This is a genomic window from Bacteroides sp. BFG-606 (genome assembly GCF_024788145.1).
Lineage (GTDB): Bacteria > Bacteroidota > Bacteroidia > Bacteroidales > Bacteroidaceae > Bacteroides > Bacteroides vicugnae.
This window is the reverse complement of record NZ_JANUIL010000001.1, coordinates 3,755,157-3,777,706: the sequence shown is the minus strand read 5'-3', so window position 1 is coordinate 3,777,706 and position 22,550 is coordinate 3,755,157. Positions and strand designations below refer to the sequence as shown.

Sequence of the window (22,550 nt, the reverse complement as noted above, 5' to 3'; positions counted from 1 at the left end):
ATGTAAGCTAATACCTATTAAAAATTTCTATGCTACAAAGATAAGGCAAGAATCTCTAACAGCCAATCACATATTGAAGGCATTTTTATACCATAAATGTGGTAGATAAGCAAAGTATTTCCTACATTTGCACAGTAAAAAGCTTTTTATGATGACGAAATTAAGAAAGATAATCCTCATACCTGCCCTGAGCATCGTATTTATCAGTGGCTTTTTCTCCTGTGGTGTCGACCGCTGGCCGGAGTATGCCCACCAGACCGCACTGGATACATGGATGTACGACATCATGCAGCAGAACTATCTGTGGTATCAAGATCTACCTTCCTACAATGATGTGAATCTGTTTCTGGATCCTGCCTCATTCTTGTCTAAAGTGAAATCGAAAAGCGACAGTTATTCGTTTGTGGATTCTGTGATGGAAACTCCCCTGCCTACCTATGGATTTGATTATTCACTGGTTCGAAGTGCGGATATTGATACAGCTTATAATGCATTAATTACTTACGTCATTCCCGGTTCACCGGCAGAAGCGGCCGGATTGGTGCGCGGTGACTGGATTATGAAAGTCGATACTTCTTACATCAGCAAAAAATACGAGACTCAATTACTGCAAGGAACCAAAGCCCGGGATTTAGTGATGGGAGTATGGAAAGAAGTTCCTGTTGAGCCTGAAGAAGGGGAAGTAGACGAAGAAGAAACAACTGTATATAAGGTCGTTCCGAATGATAAAATACTAAAACTACCTGCTGCAAGAGTCGTTGAAGACAATCCGGTACATAAAACAGAAATACTTACGGTAAAAGAAAACAATAGCGACATCAAGGTCGGCTATCTCATGTACAACAGCTTCACCGCCGGGACAAAAGCTGATCCGGAAAAATACAATGACGAACTGCGTCAAATCTCGCAAGAATTCAAGACAGCAGGCGTGAAGTATGTCATACTTGACTTGCGCTACAATGCCGGAGGTTCATTAGATTGTGTGCAGTTATTAGGCACAATCTTAACATCAAATGCACGGTTAAACGAGCCAATGGCCTATCTGGAATACAACGACAAGAACAGGGATAAAGATGCTACCATCAACTTTGATCCTACCATATTAGGAAGCGGTACTAATTTAAACCTGCCCGGTCTGTTTGTTATCACCAGTGGAACTACAGCCGGAGCACCGGAAATGTTAATAGGGAGTCTCTTCTTGAAAGACAGCTATCCCGTTGTAAGCATAGGTAGTGCCACTAAAGGGCAAAATGTAGCAACAGAGCAGTTTGTCAACGAGGAATTCCTGTGGTCGGTGAATCCAGTGGTTTGTACAGTTTATAATTCTAAGCATGATGAAAACGGTTCCTTCGTACCTAACGCAGATCTTAAAATCAGTGAGACAACCATTGATGGAATTACCAATTACAGTGAATTCCTGCCATTCGGTGATCCCAATGAAAGACTTCTGAAAGTAGCCATCGGAGTTATAGAAGGCACTTATCCCCCGAAAAAAGAAGAAGATACAACTACAAAAGCACAATTCAAGATAGAGAAAAGTGTTATTAGTCCCGCAAGTAGGCGGTTTATCGGAGGCGGCGGTCTAAAGATTAAATAGAAGCAAAACAAGAATCAAATAGACTGAAGAGAGTGTATCAAAACGCAGATTTACGCATCATTAACAAAAGAGTCCCATTATTCCACCTTTTTCCGAACAGGCTGTCTGATTCTACTGAATAAAGCATCGGTTTACATCTAACAAAGCATCGGTTTATACTTAACAGAACGTATGATTTACCCTGATAAAACAGCTGATTTCCTGTCCCCCGGCAGCTAAAACCTCTTCATACACCGACTTACAACCGCTACAAGCCGGGGTGAGATTCTCCGTCACCGCAGCATACAACAAAAAAGGAGAAAGCTTTCGCCTCCTCCTTCTATCGTAGTTTAACCTCAATCTATTTTATGATTCTGTATCCAAAGATACGACATTGAAAAGCCAAAGTCAAGCATTCCCGGATTTATTTCTTGAAAAACTTATCGAAGAACAGAATCTGGTAATCAATGGAATTATTCCAGTACTTTCCTGTATGCCCACCCGGACGAGTGACAAAGTCGTGATTAATCTTTCGTGCCAACAGACGGTTGTGCAAATCCTTGTTCACGTTCAGGAAGAAGTCCGCTTCACCACAGTCGATGATAATTGCCAAATCCCCGTTTTCTATTTTATCAATCTGATTGATGACCGTATATTCATCCCATACCTTCTTGTTAGCGGCAAATTCTCCCAACTGCTTCGCCATCTCCCAGTTCTGCGGAAACGGGCGAATATCCATCCCGCCACTGGTAGTTCCGGCAGCACCAAATACATCTTTATGACGGATCGCATTCCACATCGCTCCATGTCCACCCATACTTAATCCGGTGATGGCACGCCCTTTCCTGTCGGCAATCGTCTTGTAATGTCCGTCGATATACTTCACCAATTCCGATGAAATAAAAGTTTCATAACGATAAGACGGATTAAGCGGACTATCCCAGTACCAGCTATTCTTTCCGTCCGGACAAACGAATATGATTCCTTTTTCGTCCGCAATTTGAGGAAGATCCGGTTTAATACCCATCCATGTTTTAGCGTTTCCACCGTAACCGTGCAACAAATAAATGGCGGGGCAAGCAACCGCTTTCTTCCCCAGCGCAGCATCCGGCGTTACCACCACCACTTGCACTTCCTTATTCATAGAAGGACTTTTAACTAATAAGGTATCTACTTTGGCAGCAAAAGAGGGAGCCACCAGAACTAAAAGAAGAACAATTAATAGAAGTTTTTTCTTTTTCATTATGTGTTATTATAGTTAGATATAGTTATTCCTCTGTCACTGCGGAAGGATCAAATTTAGAAACCGGCATTTCGAAGGTTTTATGACACTGCTTACAAGTGTAATTCCAGTGGTTGTCTCCCGGAGGAATAACCATCAATGCCGAAAGTATGGCAGCCCCCATCGCACGCCATCGCTTTCCTTTTCTCAAAACCAACCGGATATCCGATGAACCGCAGTACGGGCAAAGCGTCAACTCCTCCGGCCAACTATCGTTATCCCTCAACACTTGAACAGCCCTATCATAGTCTTCATCTGCCACCAATATATCCACCCCCGCGATGCTGCTCACACAGCTTTTATACAAAGTAGAGAAATTCTCATTGTGCAGAATAGACTCAATACCTTCGTTCTCCAATGCCCCTTGAAGGATATGCGCCTTCATCGCATCATTACAAGTTATCAATTTTACAGTCTTCATCAGGAATCTGTTTTAATTTCCCACAAAAATAAGATATAAAAATGAAATGTGAAACAAAATCCGGCTAACTTTATCAAGAAGTAAAACGAGCCAGATAAGAAGTGATTCTATTTTTATTCACGGAAGGTATCATTCTTTAATGCTTTTTTTGTACTTTCGCAGCAATAATTTGCAATCACATGAAAAAACTGTTGACACTGCTACTATTTTCCAACCTTCTGTTTTCCCTGCTACAGGCACAACCTGTACACCAAATTAAGGGAACGGTTATTGAAAAAAACAGCCGTCAACCATTAGAGTTCATTAACGTAATGGTTCTCGGGCTGAACAAAGGTGGCGTCACCAATGCGGAAGGCCATTTCACTATCGAACAAGTGCCTCCCGGCATCTACCGCCTGCAAGCGACAGCCATCGGCTACAAGAGTGTCACTACTCCCGAATATATTTTATCGACCAAAGATCTGAACATCTCAATAGAGATGGAAGAGAACCTGACCGAACTGGCAGGAGTAACCGTCACCGCTTCTCCTTTCCGGCGTGATCTGGAAAGTCCCGTCAGTCTTCGCATTATCGGATTGCAGGAAATAGAAAAGAGTCCGGGAGCCAACCGGGACATTTCACGCATCGTACAATCTTATCCGGGAGTTGCCTTCTCACCAATAGGTTACCGCAACGACCTGATCGTGCGCGGTGGTTCTCCTTCAGAAAACCGTTTCTATCTGGACGGAGTGGAAATTCCCAATATCAATCATTTCAGTACACAAGGAGCATCGGGCGGCCCCGTAGGAATCCTCAATGCCGACCTGATACGTGAAGTCAATTTCTACACCGGTGCTTTTCCCACTGATAGAGGAAATGCACTTAGTTCCGTTCTTGATTTCAAGTTGCGCGACGGAGATATGGAGCATAACTCAATAAAGGCTACCCTCGGAGCATCCGAAGTCTCGCTCGCCTCCAACGGACATATCGGGAAAAAGACCTCTTATCTGGTATCCGTGCGCCAATCCTATCTGCAGTTCCTGTTTGACATGCTCGACCTCCCTTTCCTGCCGACTTTCACTGATGCGCAGTTCAAATTGAAAACCCGGTTTAACGAACAGAACGAGTTGACAGTGTTGGGACTCGGAGGAATCGACAATATGCGGTTGAACACGAAAGCGGATAGCGAAGACAATGAATACATCCTTAGTTACCTGCCGAAAATCAAGCAGGAGACATTTACATTAGGGGCCGTTTATCGTCATTATGCAGGCGCACATGTGCAGTCGGTGGTAGTCAGTCACAGCTATCTGAACAATCGCAACACCAAATACCGCCAGAATGATGAAAGCATTCCGGAGAATTTGATGCTCCGTCTCCGCTCTACCGAACAGGAAACAAAATTCCGCTTCGAAAACACTTCCTCTCTCCGAAACTGGAAGGTCAACCTCGGAGTGAATCTGGATTATAGCCAATATACCAATACCACCTTTCAAAAGGCATATACCAATCAGGCACAAACGTTTGATTACCATACCTATTTGGGAATGATGCGCTGGGGACTTTTCGGCACTATCAGCTACTCTTCAATGGATGAACGCTTCACAGCTTCTCTGGGATTGAGAGCGGATGCCAACAATTATTCATCGGCGATGAAATCACTCTCCGACCAGCTTTCACCGCGCATATCGCTTTCCTATCAGCTTGCCGATCACTGGTTTCTAAGTGGAAATGCAGGACTTTATTACCAGTTGCCTCCTTACACAGCTCTCGGTTTTAAGGATAATAACGGAACGTATGTCAACAAATACAATCTCCGCTATATGAAAGTCAGCCAGGAAAGCTTGGGCATCAGTTGGCGCAAAGGAGATACTTTCGAAGTGTCCGTGGAAGGATTCTACAAAGATTATGATAAAATCCCACTCTCCGTTGTAGATGGCATCCCTCTTACTTGCAAAGGGAATGACTATGGGGTAATTGGCAATGAATTGCTGACCTCTACCGCCCAGGGACGCTCGTATGGTGCGGAGATTCTGGCGAAATGGCTGATCGCCAAGAAACTGAATCTGGCTTCTTCCTTTACCTTATTTAAAAGCGAATACCGCAACGACAAAGAGAGTGAATACATTGCATCTGCATGGGACAACCGATATATCTTCAACTTACGGGGAACCTACAATCTACCGCGCCAATGGAGCATCGGAATGAAAGTCAGTTGCATCGGCGGTGCTCCTTATACGCCTTATGATGAAGATAAATCATCCTTGGTATCTGCCTGGGATGCACAAGGCAAAGCCTATTACGACTATTCGAGATACAATAAGGAACGGCTTCCGGCCTTTGCACAGGTAGACCTCCGTATCGACAAGACATTTTATCTGAAACATTGTATGCTGGGATTCTATCTTGACTTGCAAAATATCACGGCAAGCAAACTGAAACAGCAGGACGTACTGATGAGTACGGGCATTATTGAGAATCCGGAAGCTCCCGCTGATAGCCAACACTATAAAATGAAACGCATCAAACAATCGAGCGGAACATTACTCCCTACATTAGGAATAACATTTGAATATTAACTATACATAAAACATCAAACTAGAAAAAAGTATGAAAAGAGAAATTGCTATGATTGCCTTCGTATTGTTAGGCATGGGTATGACAGCTTCTGCACAATTCGGCAAGAAGATTAATCTGGGAAAAGCGTTACAAGCCGGTAAAGACGTAGTATCAGCCGTTACTTTATCCGATGCGGACATTGCTAACATGAGCAAGGAATATATGGTATGGATGGATGCTCATAATCCTTTAACTAAACCTGATTCCGAATACGGCAAACGTCTGGAGAGACTGACCGGACATATCAAAGAAGTGGACGGACTGAAACTTAACTTCGGTGTATACGAAGTGATAGACGTAAACGCCTTTGCCTGCGGTGACGGTAGTGTACGTATTTGTGCCGGTCTGATGGATGTTATGACAGATGAAGAAGTAATGGCTGTGGTAGGACATGAAATCGGTCACGTTATTCACACAGACTCAAAAGATGCCATGAAGAATGCTTATCTCCGTTCAGCTGTAAAGAATGCAGCAGGCGCCACCAACGATAAAGTAGCCAAGTTGACTGACTCTGAACTGGGAGCCATGGCGGAAGCTTTGGCAGGCGCGCAATACTCGCAGAAACAGGAAAGTGAAGCAGATGATTACGGTGTAGAGTTCTGTGTAAAGAATGGTATCGATCCGTATGCGATGGCTAACTCACTGACCAAACTGTCCGAACTGTCAAAAGATGCTCCACAGGCTTCTTATCTGCAGAAGATGTTCTCGTCACACCCGGATACAATGAAACGTATCGAGCGTGCCAAAGCAAAAGCAGCAACCTACGCTAAATAACAAGTAAGAAAACTCTTCAAATACGGATGACGCGGAAAACACGGATCTATCATTTTATTAGATCTGTGTTATCCGCGTCATTTGCATCTAAAAAGACAACACGATTATTAAATATTCATTAATCTGTCACACATATTTGCATCGTGTCTTGATTTCTTGTAATTTCGACCCTATAACCATTTTAATCCATTTATGGAATTTCTTATCATACTTCTCTTACTTGTACTGAATGGCATTTTTGCCATGTATGAAATTGCGCTGGTATCATCCAGCAAAGCACGTCTTGAAACACTTGTCGCCAAAGGCAACAAATCAGCCCGCGGAGTTTTGAAACAATTGGAAGAACCGGAAAAGTTCTTATCTACCATTCAGATTGGTATCACTCTGATCGGTATCGTATCCGGTGCCTATGGTGGTGTGGCTATTGCCGACGACCTTGTTCCTTTCTTTTCCCTTATCCCGGGAGCGGAAACCTATGCACGCAATCTGGCAATGGTTACTACCGTAGCAATCATCACCTATCTTTCTCTGATTATCGGAGAGCTAGTACCCAAATCTATCGCTCTTAGTAATCCGGAGCGTTATGCGATATTATTCAGTCCTATCATGATCCTGCTGACAAAGGTTTCCTACCCTTTCGTATGGTTGCTAAGTGTCTCTACCCGGCTACTGAATAAACTGATCGGCCTGAAAAGCGAAGAACGCCCTATGACACAAGAAGAAATCAAAATGATTCTCCATCAAAGTTCGGAACAGGGTGTGATTGACAAAGAGGAAACAGAAATGATACGTGACGTGTTCCGCTTCTCCGACAAACGGGCTAACGAACTGATGACGCATCGCAGAGATCTCATTATCCTTCACCCTGATGATACGCAGGAAAAGGTGATGAAGACGATCGAAGAAGAACATTACAGTAAATATCTGTTGGTGGACGAACGGAAAGACGAAATTCTCGGTGTTGTTTCCGTAAAGGATATTATCCTGATGGTAGGCAGTAAAAAGCTGTTTAACTTACGCGAGATAGCCCGTCCTCCCCTCTTTATTCCGGAAAGTTTGTATGCAAATAAAGTTTTAGAGCTATTTAAGAAGAACAAAAACAAGTTCGGAGTTGTTGTTAACGAGTATGGCAGCACAGAGGGTATCATCACCCTGCACGACCTGACTGAAAGTATCTTCGGAGACATCCTTGAAGAGGATGAAACGGAAGAAGAAGAAATCGTCACCAGACAGGATGGTTCGATGCTGGTGGAAGCTTCGATGAATATCGACGACTTCATGGAGGAAATGGGTATTTTATCCTATGAAGATCTGGAATCGGAAGACTTCACCACTCTGGGGGGATTAGCCATGTTCCTGATTGGCCGTATCCCGAAAGCGGGAGACATCTTCACCTACAAGAATTTACAATTCGAAGTAGTGGATATGGACCGCGGACGAGTAGACAAACTGCTTGTCATCAAACGGGACGAGGAACAGGAATAGAATAGCAAAAACGAGCAATAGCTCACTATATTTATATTAACTTAAAGCACTTAACGATGAAAAAAGTAATTATGTTAGCAGCAGTCGTAGCTGCTTTGGCATCATGCCAATCAAAAGCAAACAAAGCCGCAGAGGCTCAAGCAGACAGTCTAGCTCTTGCTATGACTCCGATTACCGAATTGACTGAAGTTTATGAAGGTACTCTTCCTGCTGCCGACGGTCCGGGTATTGATTATGTACTGACCCTGAACGCTGCAACTGACGGTATGGACACTGTGTATACATTGGATATGACTTACCTCGACGCTGAAGGTCAAGGACAAAACAAGACTTTCACTTCAAAAGGAAAACAAGAAACTGTACACAAGGTAGTGAACAAAAAACCTGTGACTGCTGTTAAGTTAACTCCGAAGGATGGCGAAGCTCCGATGTATTTCGTGATTGTGAATGACACCACTCTTCGTCTGGTGAACGATAGCTTGCAAGAAGCTGTCAGTGATCTGAATTATGACATCATCAAGGTAAAACAATAAAATAAACCTAACCCTAACCAGTAAAAAAGCTCTGCACAGAACGAAGGTTCTGTGCAGAGCTTTTCGTTTTTATTTTCCGGTTTAAAGAAAAGTTGTATTATATCAATCACTATCCAATAATAGAATCATCATAAATTGCCCGGCTATGTCTTACTGCCTTTCAAATGAATATGTCTTTCCCGGTTCAGTCATTATATCATACTCATAGACCTTATATAACATAGGAAATTGCGGATGAATATCTTTAGCAACAAGCGGTTCTTTTATTCCGGCACGCTGAAAGACTAAATTCGTATTTTCACCTTTTGCTTCACACAGTCCTTCACCTTTCAAAGGAACATACGAACGTAACCGGAGATTTCCTCCTAAACGAGAATGTATAATCGCTTGGGATAGTTGTACACCATCCCACTCCATATCTACCACGAAACCTCCCCGTGCAACTAACCCGCTTACAGTACCTTTCCGCCAAGCATCAGGTAATGCAGGAAGTAAATGAACAGCACCATCATGGCTTTGCAAAAGCATCTCGGCTACTCCTGCCGTATATCCGAAATTCCCGTCAATCTGAAAAGGAGGATGAGCGTCGAAAAGATTAGGATAAGTACGTCCATTTCCATTCTCCGGTTCTACCAACACTAACATATTATTGATAATCTTAAAAGCATGATTTCCATCCAAAAGTCTTGCCCATAGATTTATTTTCCAGCCAATAGACCACCCTGTCGCCTGATCTCCCCGATGAACCAGTGAATTTCTGGCAGCTTGAAAGAGATGGGGATGTGTATAGGGAGAGATCTGATTGCCCGGATATAATCCGAAGAGATGAGACACGTGACGATGTTCACTTGCCGGGTCATCTACATCCTCCAGCCATTCTTGTAGTTGATTATACTTACCAATCTGCATCGGAGGCAAACGATTTATCATCTGCTGCAGGCGATCTGCATAAATTACATCTTCCCCCAATATCCGGCAAGCCCGCAAAGTATTGGAAAATAACTCAAAGACTATTTGATTATCCATCGTACAGCCGGCTATTGTTGAGGGAGCATCTTTTTTCTCGTCTCCCTCCGGACCATGTTCCGGAGAATTGGACGGACAAGTCACCACCCATCCATATTTAGGATGTTCAACTAAAAAATGCAGGAAAAAATCAGAAGCTCCTTTCAGAATCGGATAAGCTTCTTTCAAGAAAGCCTCATCACCAGTATAAAGAAAATGCTGCCACAAATGTTGGCATAACCAAGCACCTCCATTAGGCCACATCCCCCAAAAAGCTTTATCGACCATACCTGTACAACGCCAAATATCAGTATTATGATGCAACACCCAACCATCACAACCATACATCGTACGAGCCGTTTCTTTTCCTGATTCCGAAAGTTCTTTTAGCATTTGCATTAATGGCAGGTGAGTTTCACTTAGATTGGTTATTTCTGCCGGCCAATAATTCATCTCTAAATTAATATTTACTGTATACTTCCCATCCCAAGGAGCCAACAGGCTATTATTCCAAATTCCCTGCAGATTAGCCGGTTGTCCCCCTGGTTGGGAAGAGGAAATAAGCAGATAGCGTCCATATTGAAAAAGCAAAGTAGCCAATGAGATATCTTTCCCTTCATTGAAATGTTTCACACGCAAATGGGTTTCCTGTTTCGCTTCCTCCGATGTTCCAAGATCCAGTTTTACCCGGTTAAATTGTTCCTGATAATAGGCTATATGTTCTTTATATGCTTGTTCATAAGGTTTCTTGTGGGCGTTATTCAAATAAGCAGTAGCTCTTTTATGGGCATTTCCACTTACGTCTTTATAATTCACGAAATTAGTTGCAGCAGAAATATAAAGAATAACAGCATCCGCCCCTTCTACTCTAATTTCGTCATCGCTCACTGTCACTTGCCCTCCTTCATTTTTCACTTCAGTCTGTGTTTCCATACGAACCACACCGGACACACCTTCATGATCCGCCCCTTTTCCTTTCAATAACAATCTTTTTCCTGATTTACTTACTTCGTGTTCTAAAGGAGATTTATAGGAAACTGTAAAAGACAATGCTTTCGGCTTATCCGCAGTCAACCGAACTACAATCACATTATCTACAAAAGAGGTGAAAATCTCACGATTATAATTCACTCCCCTCACTCTGTAACTTGTAGTCGCTATTGCTTTCTCTATATCAAGATCACGATAATAATCAGTTGCTGACTCATGACCGGGGAAATGAAGCATCAAACTACCGATTGTTTGATAAGGCATTCCATTGCGCGGAGTCTCAAAATTTTGAGCTACCATTGCCTGCGCCTCCCGATAACGTCTCTCAAACACAAGTTGTCTGATTTGAGGTAAAGCTTTTAATGCTTTAGGATTATCATTGCGATAAGGACCACCACCCCACATCGTCTCCTCATTCAACTGAAGTTCTTCGTCATCCGTGCCGCCATAAACCATCACTCCCAACCGGGAATTCCCTAGAGGCAACGCCTCAGTCCAAACTGTTGCAGGACGACTATACCACAATTTCAACTCATCGGCAGATACGGTCAATGAACATACCATATATACTAACGCCATCAAAAACTTTTTTAATCTTACCATAGAAATATCCTTGTTTGTCAATTATTAAACTTTACCATGAATCCCTTCTTTCCGCCATCCATGTGACAGGTATGATTTCCGCTTTTCGTATATCCGCGCCATCTATCGTTGGGCGTAAGCTGACAACCAAATGATTTTCACCTCCCAGATTCAACCAACACTCTGGAATATAATACTCACGCTGGGGTCCTTTATGCCAGCAACGTCCGATACAATGTCCATTCAGATAGATAAAACCGTTTCCTGAATGCTCCAAACGAAGATGATAAGGAAACCATATTCTATGAGGATATTCTGGCAAAATGAAAGAATATACATGCCATAATAATAGAGGTTCATACGGCTTTCCAACTCCTGTCTGCATTTCTTGCGACACAATCCCCTTAGACAAGTTAAGACCACGTTCATTTTCCGTATATGCATATTCCAAAGCAAGCTCCTCACCATTACATCTTACATAGTTTACCCCAATCCCCCAATAATCTTCCACAATCTTTTTGGTGTGATAATGCAGTCCCTTACTTTCAAATAGCATAATTACCTCCACCTGCCCGGTAATAGTAGAATCGCCCGGTAATTGATAATATGCACTATACGCATCTTCTTTCCATATATGCAGCCTTTTTCCGTGAACAGAAACTAATACTTCATCTGCATCCGTACCATTTATCAATTTATGTCCTATACGACCCACCTCAAGAATTTTTCCTTGCGGAGCATAAGTCCGATAATAAACAAAATGCCGTCCATAGATGCCATCATTATCCAAATATTCTCTTTCTTTCCGTTTATTCCAACGTATGGGAAGCAAGTCGGGGATCTGTTTATCAAGTTCCAACTTTATAGTATCAACTTTGACCACCGGGCGTGTCTCCAGTTCGGGAAGCTTAGGCCACCAATCTCCTTTACTCTCACCGACGGGTAAATAATAGACCATAGAACCGAATGGCTCTAATGCAAAATTGAAAGTAAATTCAGAAGTCTGTATACTACCAAAATGATGACGGGTATGTTCCTCTGTTCTCACAAAATAATATCGGTCACCATTGGAAGCCTGACGCAGTGCCAGTTTCACATCAGGATCGGTGGAAATATACTCCACAGGAAACACATTGGCACGAGCTATTTGGGTACCATGTTCCTTCAGCAAATGCGCCAACCCCTGAAAACGACGATATCGCTCATTGGTAGAGCCATTTTCAGCAATGCCAGCAGCATAATCATAGGTAGCAGTCATTTGTCTGGCCCCCCAATCATCAAAGTTTGTCCCGCCTACAGTCATGTAATAATTGATTCCACAAAAGCCACGTTGTAGAGCATATAATGTTATATTCTGTGTTTGTCCAGGCGATAAACCATCTTGTTCCCAACTCAACTTACCTCCCACTTCACTCATCCATCCACCTTGCAGTTCTCCCGAAATAAGTGGTTTACCGGGTTGTGTCTGCAACTGCTGATTAATTAAACGTCCAAAATTCTTCTCTATCTCCCAACGTGGATAACTATTGACCATATCTACCACGCCGTTAAGAACTCCGTTCTCTACGTTACGGGCTTCATTGGTCCAGCAAGTTATGATAGGAACATCTATTCCATATTTGCGAACGATTTGCGAAAGCTGAACCAAATACTCCTTCTTCGCCTCTTTAGGAAACCATTTTATCCGATTAAACTCATTTTCTACCTGGAACAGGATAACACCTGTACGTCCTCTTTCTTTCCGGGTCAACTGATGAGGTGCCACTACACGACATACAGCTTTGTACCAATGCTCATTCCAACGCATAAATTCAGGGTCGTTACTTTGCAGCCAAGTATCAAAAGTAGTCTTTGCAGGTTTCTTTTGCATTATCCATTGCGGAAAACCACCTCCGCTCCATTCTGCACAAATATAAGGTCCGGGACGAACAATCACATAAAGCCCGAAATCCTCTGCCATTTTCAGAAAGTCATCCAGTTCTTTCATATCCAAACAAGACTCGTCTTGTGGCGAATGGGGCATTTTTCGTTCATGCCAATTCCACGGTATATATGTTTCCACACAATTGAATCCGCCTTCTTTCAACTTTTTGAAACGATCCACCCACAAAGGTTGCGGTACACGGAAATAATGGAATGCACCGCTGAACACGAATACATCTTTACCATCAATTTGTATGCAACGCTGGTCATAGCGGATTCTGTCCGGATGAATAAACACAGAGTCGTCTATGGACGATACCTGCGAATCGTTCTCAATCAAAATATCTGCCGATTTGTCCTTCATCACCGCTATATCCGTGATATTTTGAGCTGACAAAGAAAACAGTCCCGAAAAAAACACCGCAAATAAAAACATCGTTTTCATGGTTGTGATAATTAATCAGTTCTCTAAAAATTCAAAGAGGGTACATTAATGTCAATTAATTCTCAATGTACCCTCACATATATATTTATATATTGAACTAAATACTTAAACAGGAAATCTTATTAATTTCCGGGCTTTACAATGTCAAACGCTCCTTCCGGGTTACCTTCCAATGCCTTTAAATCATCAAAACGAATGGTGCGCTCATGCTCATCAGCCACGTAAAGACCGAATTTACAACTAAGATAACTATCATCTAATGTATTGGAGTCCGTCCATGAACCAAATCCCAAATTAATATTTTCAAGATTTAATGTAGGTTGATCTTCACTAATTTCTTCACCCACCCAAATACGAATGTGCCCCTTATTGCCAGTTCCTGCCTGAAAATTGATAACTAGCTTTATCCATTTGCCCCACTCTAACGAACTGACCTCTGCATCAATTTGCGCAGTGCTCGCCGAAGAGCCACGATAAGCAATAATCAGTTTTTCGCCATCGATGTGCAAATGACCTGCCCACGTATTACCATAGCCATTATTAAAGATTTGTGTGATGATAGTACCTGTGGCATTTTTCGGAAACTTCTCCTCTGGAAGATAAAGTCGGTAACCATACCACCCTTCACTCTTGGTAGAATATTCGTCACAAGATACCTCTGCTCCTTTATAAGCACGCTCTCCCGGATGCTCAACCATCATTTGCGGATCATAGTAAAATTCGGCACACTGATCTACGACCTTTACATAGTTGGTTCCCACAGCACGTGCCAGAAAAGGAAGGAGAAGAGTTCCTTCATCGAAATTATTGGCATAGAGGTTATAGCCTGGTCCCGATTCATTATCCACCTCTATTCCGCTAGTCTCCTGATCGTCAGCATAATGAAGAATGAGATTCGTAAGGTTACAAACCCACGAAGTACCATCGGCTAAATAAGAGATACGAAGATAATAAGTATTACCACCTTTAAGTTTGAACGGTCCATAGGAATAATCCCCCATGGCAGCCCATCCACCCAAGTTTTGTATTTGCTTGGTAAGTGACTGATCAATAGCTTTAGCATTCAGAACATCCAGATCCGTGCCCATGTCAATATTGACATAACAGTTGTAGCCTTGATTTGTTGACATTTGGGCCTTGATATCGTAAAGACCATCAGCTTCGGGTACAACCTTATAAATCAAGTAAGCACCGTTTTTGGTTCCATCAATATAGTTGTCAGACACAACGAATGTTCCTCCACCCGCCTCATAATTTTTGGTATCCACCAAATAATCAGATACGATAATCACAACCTTTCCTACGGTGAAAAGTGGCCCTTCCACAGTCTGAATGTCTCCAAATTGCACGGTAATATTACCTGTTTCTGCTCCTTCAGGAATTACGACCGTAATAGCACTGGAAGTGACAGAAATAACAGAAGCCACGGCATTACCGAATTTCACAATGACATCTTCAATATCTATTTCAAAGAAATTACGACCGTTAATGATTAACGTTTCTCCTACAGGAGCTGTATTTTGAGAATAACCTTGAATGACAGCACTCGGGATAAACGTAAATTCTTCTATAGAAAAGCCGAAAGCATCACCATTCAATACACCGATTCTACCCGAACTAGCATTATCGGGCACTCTTACTACGACGGCATCACTTGAACGAGATACATATTCAGTAACCTCTGTTTCATTAAAAAACACTCTTGCCTGATCTCCAAGACCAGAAGCAGTGATAAGCACCTCCGTTCCGGGCAACCCTTCCATCGGTGTAAAACCGTTAATATCGATAGACGCTGAACCTAACTTTCCATCGTCGCTACAACCGGCAAACACACCATGCGTTAATATACCGGCTATAATAAACATATATCGCAAAATATTCTTCATAATATTATCCGTTATTTATCTGTTAATTGAATATTTCTATAAACTTGAGACATGCCGTGCCACCACTACCTGCTTCATTGAGCATCACGACTCTGACATAATAAGTGCCAGGTACAATCAATGAATATCCACCAAATTCCAGTTTATTAGAAAAATCATTCCACTTACCATTGTTGACGATACCCATCGTATGGCTACCATTCAAAGATGAAACATCTTTCAATGTTTCCAAGTCGTTGCTAACCTCTACATTCGCAGAAATACCATTAGCATTTGTCGCCGAAGCGCAAGATAGGTAATATCGGCCTATATCCGTGATCTCTACTTTGAAAATAACCATATCACCCGAAGTAGAATCCCACAGTGCAAAACTCTTTGCATCACTGCTACCTTTGTAATCCGCATTTTTCCCCATTTCGCCAATGCAACCGCTCGTGGCATCTTCACTGGTATAGTCGCAAGGATTAGCTTTACCTGTAAAATATACTACATCTTTACAGATCACAGTTGTACGGAATGTACCCATTACATAATTATCTTCTGGATTGCTGCTTTTAAATTTAAAATATTCTTCTGTCCTTGTCACCGTATTTCCCCTTTTAATGGTAATTGGACCACTAACATAGCCATTGGGAACGACAGCTACAATTTCTTTGTCTGTATAGCTGACATATTCCGCCGCTTCTATACCATTGAAATAAACATTGCCTTCGAAAGAAGAACCTAAATATTCTCCGCTAATAGTCACTTGCGTACCAGCATCCCCCTCCTTTGGAAAGAAGCCCGTTACAATGGGAGGTGTACTGGAACTATCCGAACCGTCATTGCTACAACCTATACATAAACAGGTACAAAGCAATAATATTCCCCATAATAAATTATTCATTTTATTCATTGTCTTTCTTTGCTATTATATTATACCCATTAAAAAATTATTTAATAAAATCTTCTATTATTATACGATATACTGCTTTTTTCCCATTGGCTGCCGTCACTTCATAACGGTAGTCCTTACCTATTTCAAAAGTTTCCGGAACGCCTAAGCTTGGCGCACCCTCCAAAGGTATAATCTTGGCAGCAGAACTGATAACCGCAATCAAATACAAGCCGTCCAGCGAAACATGCTGTCTCACTTCCTTAGGGAAAGATGAACTTGCAGAAGGTACAGTAACCGTAATATGGATCTCATTGTTTTCGTTTGGAGTAGTACCAGAAAGTGTCATCTGCTGGCGCGACAACTGATCATAGCCATTTGCATTTTGGGTGATCCAACGATATTCCATTGTAAGAGAAGATATGGAACATTGGTCAGAATCCTCAATGTCATCAAGGCCTGATTTCAAACAGGATGTAAACAAAACTATACATCCGAGCAAAAGGAAAAATATATTTTTCTTCATCAGTTTCAATCTTTAAAGTTAATATCTGGGATTTTGCTTATAATTGGAATTGGCATCAATGTATTCCTTAGCCACAGGGTATAAATAACGATATCTGTTAAATACAAGTCTATTGGCTTCAGCTTCAAACGGTAGGCCTATATATTGATAAGAGCTTCCGTCAGATGCAATATCCAGTTTCTGCATATATCCACGATTCAGTTGATCTATCACTTCTGCATTCAACTTATTAATGCCATATCGCAATAAAGTAAAGTAGCGGTCATTCTCAAGCATCAACTCGGCGTTACGTTCATCCAAATAAATTTTCCACAATTCATTATCAGATTCAGAAGTCAATGCCGGTAATCCGCCATGGGTGATACGTGTCTTATTAATATAAAACCGGGCATTTTCCCAATCATCTTTCAATAGATAGGCTTCTGCTGCATTCAGATAAGCTTTGGACAAACGAAGACAAGTACGGTGGAATCCAGACAAATCGGCAGAAGTCCAACTTTGAGTCTGCGGCACAGATTTGACAAATAAATAACCAGTTACCGAACCATAAGCATTATTACTTGCCTTAAAGGATTCCGGGTGCATATTCCCACCCCTTCGGGAATCAAATTTATTCCCAAAATAAGTTCCTCCGTCATAAGCAACTGTCTCATAGAAACGCTTGTCACGATTCTCATACATCAAAGCAGAAATATCAGTAAGTCGGTTCGAGCTAGCTTGGGCATTCAATGCACGAGTACCGTCAGCCTGCACTTCCACATATTTTTGAAACTTCTGCGATTCTTCCCAACGACGTGCCTTGCCATCTAAATCAACTATATAAAAAGTCTCTTCCACCACAGTCGGATTGGGAGCTATTGTCTGCCACCCACTGTTTGGTGTAAATCCCGGATAAGGATTACCATCATATTTGTTAATAACATCCAACTTCAAATTATCCGCCACCATTGTAGGCAAGTAGCAGTTAATCTCCACCATTTTGTCATTTGAGAGCGGATAAAGCCCAGGAGGAGTGAACTGTGCCAAAATGATTTCCTGTGGTAAACCAGAGGCGTATGACAAATCATTAAACTGCTTTCCCCAATCGCTTCCGGCTATTTCTAACTGATATTTTCCCAAACTTTCCAATCTGTTGACACTGCTTATCACTCCATCTAAATAAGGAGTTAAATCCACTGTTGATTGTTCATTATTAATTATTGCATACTTGATGTAGGCTGCCGCATTCAGATAAGCTTCAGACAACAAAGCATAAGCAGCTCCCTTGTTCGGACGCCCTGACGGAGAAGTGGCATTCAAAAGCTCGGCAGCTTTTTCCAATAGTCCGATACCATAATCAAAAGTTTCTTTGATAGAAGCGCGAGGCAAGCTTAACTCGTCATCTACCGTTAAAGTCCGGTCTATGATTGGATAACCTCCAAATGACTTGGCACGTGTAACATATATCAACCCCTTGCCAAAGTAAGCCTGTCCCAACATATCATCCTCTATTTCTTTTTTGAATCCACATCCTTTCGTCAACTTATCAATGGCAATATTTGCCCGACGAATATCTATAAAGTTATCAAATAAGCCGTTATTGGTATTTTCTGTCCAACCGGCATCATTACGAACAACCGAACCATTTCTATTCCAACGACAATAAGGATTGTCCGACACGATGTCCGTACCCGGTGTCAGAGGACCTGCATACAACGAGAACCACGTTTCGTTCTGATAATCATGACGACCTGTCGCATACCAGATTCTATTCAGATAAGCTTGAGCCATACCAGCATCACTCCAAACCATATCTTCTGTTGTCAAATCCAAAGGAGCCTTATCCAAAACATCGTTACATGAAGAAAATGTAAATATGGACATGGCGGCTAAAATTCCTATTATATATATCTTTCTCATATTTTTATCATTTTAAAAGCCTAAATTAACCATTACAGAAAAAGTTCTCGTTGTGGGATAAGCTGCAGTTTGCACTGTTGAGGTATCGTTGATGGGACCAGTTTCAGGATCACCATACTTCAATGACGGACAAATAGTAAACAAGTTTGTTCCAGTTAAGCTGACGGAAGCCGCACTCAACCAATTGACATGCTTCAGCAACTTATATTTCAAATTATAAGTGACACTTAAATTCTTGAGACGAGCATAAGTTTTATTCACACGCCACAAAGCAGAAGAAGCCCGGTTATATTCACCATTCCATACGCCATAGTCATTATCAGCACGAGGATATCGAGCTGTCTCATTTCCTGGGTAATAAATATCCAACTGGTCTTTATAATAAATTTTATTCCAACCGGTTCCCTTGATATTATTATGTAAGATTCCATATTGGCGTCCCGAACCTTGCAACAACCCTTCTAACGACCATGCTTTCCATTGCAGACTGAAAGGAATCCCCCACTGCATAATAGCAGAACGCGGTTTGTTGTCATAAATCATATCTTCTTCAGTGATAGCACCATCTCCATTGACATCTACATAACGAACGTCCCCCGCCATCATACTTGTTCCGGCAGATTGTATGGGAGAATTCAAAAGTTCATTAGCATCTCTGAATAAACCGTCATAGATATATATCAGATCTCCCTGCCCAATCGTCTTATAAGTAGTACGTTTATTAGGATTAGCCAAGGTTACAGCATCATCTCCCTGCGCATATTTTTCCCATAACTGGTCATAAAAAGTCAAGTTTGCGCCAATACTATAAGATACATCTCCGATTTTATCTTTCCAATTCAAAGAGAATTCAGCACCTGCACGACGAAAAGCGTCATCGGATTTCACTTTAGGAAGACCGTATGTATATGTATTGCCATTCCGTCCTGTCTGGTTTCCCAATGTCGAATTATACCTATCAATCGGGTTAATCAGATAACCAACAGTGCGACGAAAGAAATAATCAGCAGTACCGGTTAAACGATTATTCAAGAAACCGAAATCCAAGCCCACATTCCATGTAGTGGTAGTATACCATGTCAAATCATTACTTGTCAGCGACGCGGGAGATATAGTGGGAACAAGCACTCCACCTATATATCCTCCATTTTGATTGACATCCCAATTCGACAAATAACCAAAACGAGATGATGTTTCTCCAATTTGCCCTATAGATCCTCGCAATTTCAACATGTCCATTGAAATAGCTGACTTCAGCTTTTTCATAAAAGATTCTTCCGAAATCATATATCCCAATGCCGCAGACGGGAAGAATCCCCAACGGGAACCTTTTGCAAATCCATCGTTTCCATCATATCGAAAACTGGCAGATAAAAGATACTTGCCTGCATAGTCATAGTTTAAGGTTCCGACATATCCCAAACGTCCTCCCTCACCAGCAGTTCCGCTGTTGGTCTGTCCATCCGTTGGTCCGGCAAATATCTGGTCAATGTTAGTATAGTAATCAATACGTGTACCCGTAAGTGTCTCGTAATAATTCTCACGCTGATTATAGAACAAGCCTAACGACAAGCTATGCTTGTCAAAAGTAGTGTCATACTTCAATCCGGTATTAAACTCATATACCCAACTGTATCCCTGCGTTTCAGACAATTTCGGTTTGGATGCCGTCACTTCCGAACCGTCTTCATTATAAGTAGTGACATAGCGAGTCCATGTTTTATCACGCGAACTGCCTAAGCGATAATTTCCCCAAAATACAGCTTTCAAACCTTTCACCCAACGTATATCCCAATCAAGATTCAGATTGATATCCGTACCGAAATTGAACTTCTTCGCATAAGATCCATCCGTATCGCCATACAAGGACATAGGACTGTTAGGTGAGTAAGAACCATCAGAGTTATAAACCTTGTCTAACGGACTAAGCTGTTGAACACCAGTCGTATTATTCCAAACAGAACCATTTCCGTAGGATTTGTTATCCACCAAATAAGGGCGAATATCCAAACCCAGTTTGATTCCTGCCTCACGAAAATTGTGCGTCAGGTTTAAGTCCATACTATATGTTTTATAATCCAGCGGTGAATTCTTTCCAGAAACATGTTTTTGAAGAGAACCTTGATCATATAACATAAAGGACATTCTATACTGCGTATTCTCCGAGCCACCATCCAATGTCAATGTATGGCGTTGGGAAAAAGAGCCATTCTTTATTAAAGTGTCCCACCAATCGGTATTCGGATAATCAGAAAATTCACCACTTTGGATTTTAGCAAGCACAATGTCCGAATAAGGTTTACTTTCTCCCATATAATCACTGATTGCATTATGAAGTTGCGCATACTCCAAAGAATTAAGCTTATCTCTTTTCACAATAGGTGAATCATATTGCCCATCAAAAGTATAATTAATCCTCATTTTTCCGACAGACCCTTTCTTAGTAGTCACAACAACAATCCCGTTTGCTGCAGATGCGCCATAAACTGCACTGGAAGCTGCATCTTTCATCACAGACAAAGATTCAATGTCCTGGGAAGCCAAACGCATAAAAGCACTCTTGTCCTGCACGATGCCATCAATCACATACATAGGGTCGCCTCCACCGCGAATAGAAATTGTAGGAGAAGAGTCAGGGCCACCTTGGTTATTGGTAATAATAACACCTGCAACTCGACCTTGCAAAGCATTACCCATATCTTTATATCCACTCATTTTTTCGACCTGTTTCATATCCACATTAGTCACAGATGCCACAACTTTCCGTTTTACTGTAGAATTATAAGCCATAACGACCACTTCATCTAACAACTCTGCATCTTCTTTCAGCGTAATATTCAAGATACTTTTACCACTTACCGGCACTTCCAAAGTCTGATAACCAACGAACGAAATAACTAATGTCGCATTAGATGCTACTTTTATCGAGAAGTCACCATCCAAGCCTGAAATAACCCCGTTAGTAGTCCCTTTTACAGAAATACTGGCACCAATAACCGGTTCACCATTAATATCCACAATCTTCCCTTTTACCGTGCTGCTCTGCGTCACAGCCTGGACTTCACCGGTATCGGCAAAAGCTATTTGAGGACTTCCTGCCCATAGAGCGGATACTATTACCATAGAGCACATAACTCTTTTTGGTAAGAACCTAAGAAATTCATTTTCCATAAATTATATATTAAAATTAACACAATAATTGGTTATATCTCTTTTAAATACACTGTTTCAAAAACATACGCATTTCTCTCCTAGCTATATACAAGTGACACTCAACTGTACGTCTTTCCAAACTCATCTGTGAAGCAATATCATCTATTGAGAAAGCTTCAAAGCGAGATAAATAATAGATTTGTTTTCGTTGTTTCGGAAAAGTCGATAATTTACCTTTCTCCAATCGGGAAATATCAGCAGCCAAAATATTCTCTTCTACATCATTGGTAGAAGAAGCTATTTCATCATAGAGGTAACTACCAATCTCCTTCATCTTATAATAACGACGTAGATAATCAGTAATAATATTACGCGAAATAGTATAAATGAAATGTTTTACAGTTTGCTTACATAGTATTTGCCTATATTCTAATAAGCGTACAAACACATCTTGTGCCAGATCTTCCGCCTCACAACGATTATTAATTCGATATGTTATGAAATCTACTACACGAGAATAATATTCAACGTATGAATCTACAATAATACTTTGGGATCTATCAGTTGCATTCTCCATAATATAAACTTTGGGTTATGA

At 41.5% G+C, this 22,550-nt stretch carries 15 protein-coding genes; 5 read left to right on the top strand and 10 right to left on the bottom strand.

From position 1 onward, the window contains the following. The first annotated feature begins 148 nt into the window (after nucleotides 1–148). Nucleotides 149–1,597 carry a S41 family peptidase gene (locus tag NXV01_RS14025; protein ID WP_148366075.1) on the top strand — a complete coding sequence of 483 codons (1,449 nt, stop codon included), beginning with the start codon at nucleotides 149–151 and terminating at the stop codon, nucleotides 1,595–1,597. 403 nt (nucleotides 1,598–2,000) lie between these two features. Here the strand turns inward: NXV01_RS14025 and NXV01_RS14020 are convergent, their stop codons facing one another. Beyond that, entirely contained in the window at nucleotides 2,001–2,819 is an 819-nt protein-coding gene (locus tag NXV01_RS14020) for an alpha/beta hydrolase family protein (protein ID WP_148366073.1), read from the bottom strand. 25 nt (nucleotides 2,820–2,844) lie between these two features. Then, on the bottom strand, nucleotides 2,845–3,279 hold the full coding sequence (locus NXV01_RS14015; RefSeq protein WP_148366071.1) for a DUF2007 domain-containing protein: 435 nt from the start codon (nucleotides 3,277–3,279) through the stop codon (nucleotides 2,845–2,847). 179 nt (nucleotides 3,280–3,458) lie between these two features. Here NXV01_RS14015 and NXV01_RS14010 point away from each other — a divergent pair, with 179 nt between their 5' ends. From NXV01_RS14010 to NXV01_RS13995, 4 genes are all read left to right on the top strand, one after another. Further along, complete coding sequence (locus NXV01_RS14010; RefSeq protein ID WP_259022721.1) at nucleotides 3,459–5,837, top strand: TonB-dependent receptor; 2,379 nt, start codon at nucleotides 3,459–3,461, stop codon at nucleotides 5,835–5,837. A 31-nt stretch (nucleotides 5,838–5,868) separates the two neighbouring features. Continuing rightward, nucleotides 5,869–6,651 carry a M48 family metallopeptidase gene (locus NXV01_RS14005; protein WP_148366067.1) on the top strand — a complete coding sequence of 261 codons (783 nt, stop codon included), beginning with the start codon at nucleotides 5,869–5,871 and terminating at the stop codon, nucleotides 6,649–6,651. Nucleotides 6,652–6,843: 192 nt separating this feature from the next. Continuing rightward, entirely contained in the window at nucleotides 6,844–8,136 is a 1,293-nt protein-coding gene (locus NXV01_RS14000) for a hemolysin family protein (protein ID WP_148366065.1), read from the top strand. Nucleotides 8,137–8,192: 56 nt separating this feature from the next. Further along, nucleotides 8,193–8,669: a copper resistance protein NlpE N-terminal domain-containing protein gene (locus NXV01_RS13995; protein ID WP_167511813.1), complete on the top strand. Its 477-nt coding sequence runs from the start codon at nucleotides 8,193–8,195 to the stop codon at nucleotides 8,667–8,669. 150 nt (nucleotides 8,670–8,819) lie between these two features. On the opposite strand, the gene NXV01_RS13990 is transcribed toward NXV01_RS13995, so the two are convergent. From NXV01_RS13990 to NXV01_RS13955, 8 genes are all read right to left on the bottom strand, one after another. Continuing rightward, nucleotides 8,820–11,267: a glycosyl hydrolase family 95 catalytic domain-containing protein gene (locus NXV01_RS13990; RefSeq protein ID WP_409012933.1), complete on the bottom strand. Its 2,448-nt coding sequence runs from the start codon at nucleotides 11,265–11,267 to the stop codon at nucleotides 8,820–8,822. A 31-nt stretch (nucleotides 11,268–11,298) separates the two neighbouring features. After that, nucleotides 11,299–13,614, bottom strand: coding sequence for a beta-galactosidase (locus NXV01_RS13985; RefSeq protein WP_259022715.1), 2,316 nt, complete (start codon nucleotides 13,612–13,614; stop codon nucleotides 11,299–11,301). A 122-nt stretch (nucleotides 13,615–13,736) separates the two neighbouring features. Next, nucleotides 13,737–15,500 (bottom strand): IPT/TIG domain-containing protein, encoded by a 1,764-nt coding sequence (locus NXV01_RS13980; RefSeq protein ID WP_259022711.1) that lies wholly within the window; start codon nucleotides 15,498–15,500, stop codon nucleotides 13,737–13,739. Nucleotides 15,501–15,522: 22 nt separating this feature from the next. Beyond that, on the bottom strand, nucleotides 15,523–16,386 hold the full coding sequence (locus NXV01_RS13975) for an IPT/TIG domain-containing protein (RefSeq protein WP_259022709.1): 864 nt from the start codon (nucleotides 16,384–16,386) through the stop codon (nucleotides 15,523–15,525). Nucleotides 16,387–16,432: 46 nt separating this feature from the next. Then, a complete protein-coding gene (locus NXV01_RS13970) occupies nucleotides 16,433–16,900 on the bottom strand; it encodes a DUF5018-related domain-containing protein (protein WP_259022707.1) in 468 nt (155 codons plus the stop codon). 18 nt (nucleotides 16,901–16,918) lie between these two features. Next, on the bottom strand, nucleotides 16,919–18,799 hold the full coding sequence (locus NXV01_RS13965; RefSeq protein WP_259022706.1) for a RagB/SusD family nutrient uptake outer membrane protein: 1,881 nt from the start codon (nucleotides 18,797–18,799) through the stop codon (nucleotides 16,919–16,921). Between the two features lie 12 nt (nucleotides 18,800–18,811). Then, a complete protein-coding gene (locus NXV01_RS13960) occupies nucleotides 18,812–21,922 on the bottom strand; it encodes a TonB-dependent receptor (protein ID WP_259022705.1) in 3,111 nt (1,036 codons plus the stop codon). Nucleotides 21,923–22,013: 91 nt separating this feature from the next. Continuing rightward, nucleotides 22,014–22,529 carry a sigma-70 family RNA polymerase sigma factor gene (locus tag NXV01_RS13955; RefSeq protein ID WP_259022704.1) on the bottom strand — a complete coding sequence of 172 codons (516 nt, stop codon included), beginning with the start codon at nucleotides 22,527–22,529 and terminating at the stop codon, nucleotides 22,014–22,016. Nucleotides 22,530–22,550: the final 21 nt, after the last annotated feature.

Bases quoted from the DNA above. Each gene is read 5' to 3' on its own strand.
- NXV01_RS14025 (WP_148366075.1), top strand. From the start codon at position 149: ATGATGACGAAATTAAGAAAGATAATCCTCATACCTGCCCTGAGCATC.
- NXV01_RS14020 (WP_148366073.1), bottom strand. From the start codon at position 2,819: ATGAAAAAGAAAAAACTTCTATTAATTGTTCTTCTTTTAGTTCTGGTG.
- NXV01_RS14015 (WP_148366071.1), bottom strand. From the start codon at position 3,279: ATGAAGACTGTAAAATTGATAACTTGTAATGATGCGATGAAGGCGCAT.
- NXV01_RS14010 (WP_259022721.1), top strand. From the start codon at position 3,459: ATGAAAAAACTGTTGACACTGCTACTATTTTCCAACCTTCTGTTTTCC.
- NXV01_RS14005 (WP_148366067.1), top strand. From the start codon at position 5,869: ATGAAAAGAGAAATTGCTATGATTGCCTTCGTATTGTTAGGCATGGGT.
- NXV01_RS14000 (WP_148366065.1), top strand. From the start codon at position 6,844: ATGGAATTTCTTATCATACTTCTCTTACTTGTACTGAATGGCATTTTT.
- NXV01_RS13995 (WP_167511813.1), top strand. From the start codon at position 8,193: ATGAAAAAAGTAATTATGTTAGCAGCAGTCGTAGCTGCTTTGGCATCA.
- NXV01_RS13990 (WP_409012933.1), bottom strand. From the start codon at position 11,267: ATGGTAAGATTAAAAAAGTTTTTGATGGCGTTAGTATATATGGTATGT.
- NXV01_RS13985 (WP_259022715.1), bottom strand. From the start codon at position 13,614: ATGAAAACGATGTTTTTATTTGCGGTGTTTTTTTCGGGACTGTTTTCT.
- NXV01_RS13980 (WP_259022711.1), bottom strand. From the start codon at position 15,500: ATGAAGAATATTTTGCGATATATGTTTATTATAGCCGGTATATTAACG.
- NXV01_RS13975 (WP_259022709.1), bottom strand. From the start codon at position 16,386: ATGAATAATTTATTATGGGGAATATTATTGCTTTGTACCTGTTTATGT.
- NXV01_RS13970 (WP_259022707.1), bottom strand. From the start codon at position 16,900: ATGAAGAAAAATATATTTTTCCTTTTGCTCGGATGTATAGTTTTGTTT.
- NXV01_RS13965 (WP_259022706.1), bottom strand. From the start codon at position 18,799: ATGAGAAAGATATATATAATAGGAATTTTAGCCGCCATGTCCATATTT.
- NXV01_RS13960 (WP_259022705.1), bottom strand. From the start codon at position 21,922: ATGGTAATAGTATCCGCTCTATGGGCAGGAAGTCCTCAAATAGCTTTT.
- NXV01_RS13955 (WP_259022704.1), bottom strand. From the start codon at position 22,529: ATGGAGAATGCAACTGATAGATCCCAAAGTATTATTGTAGATTCATAC.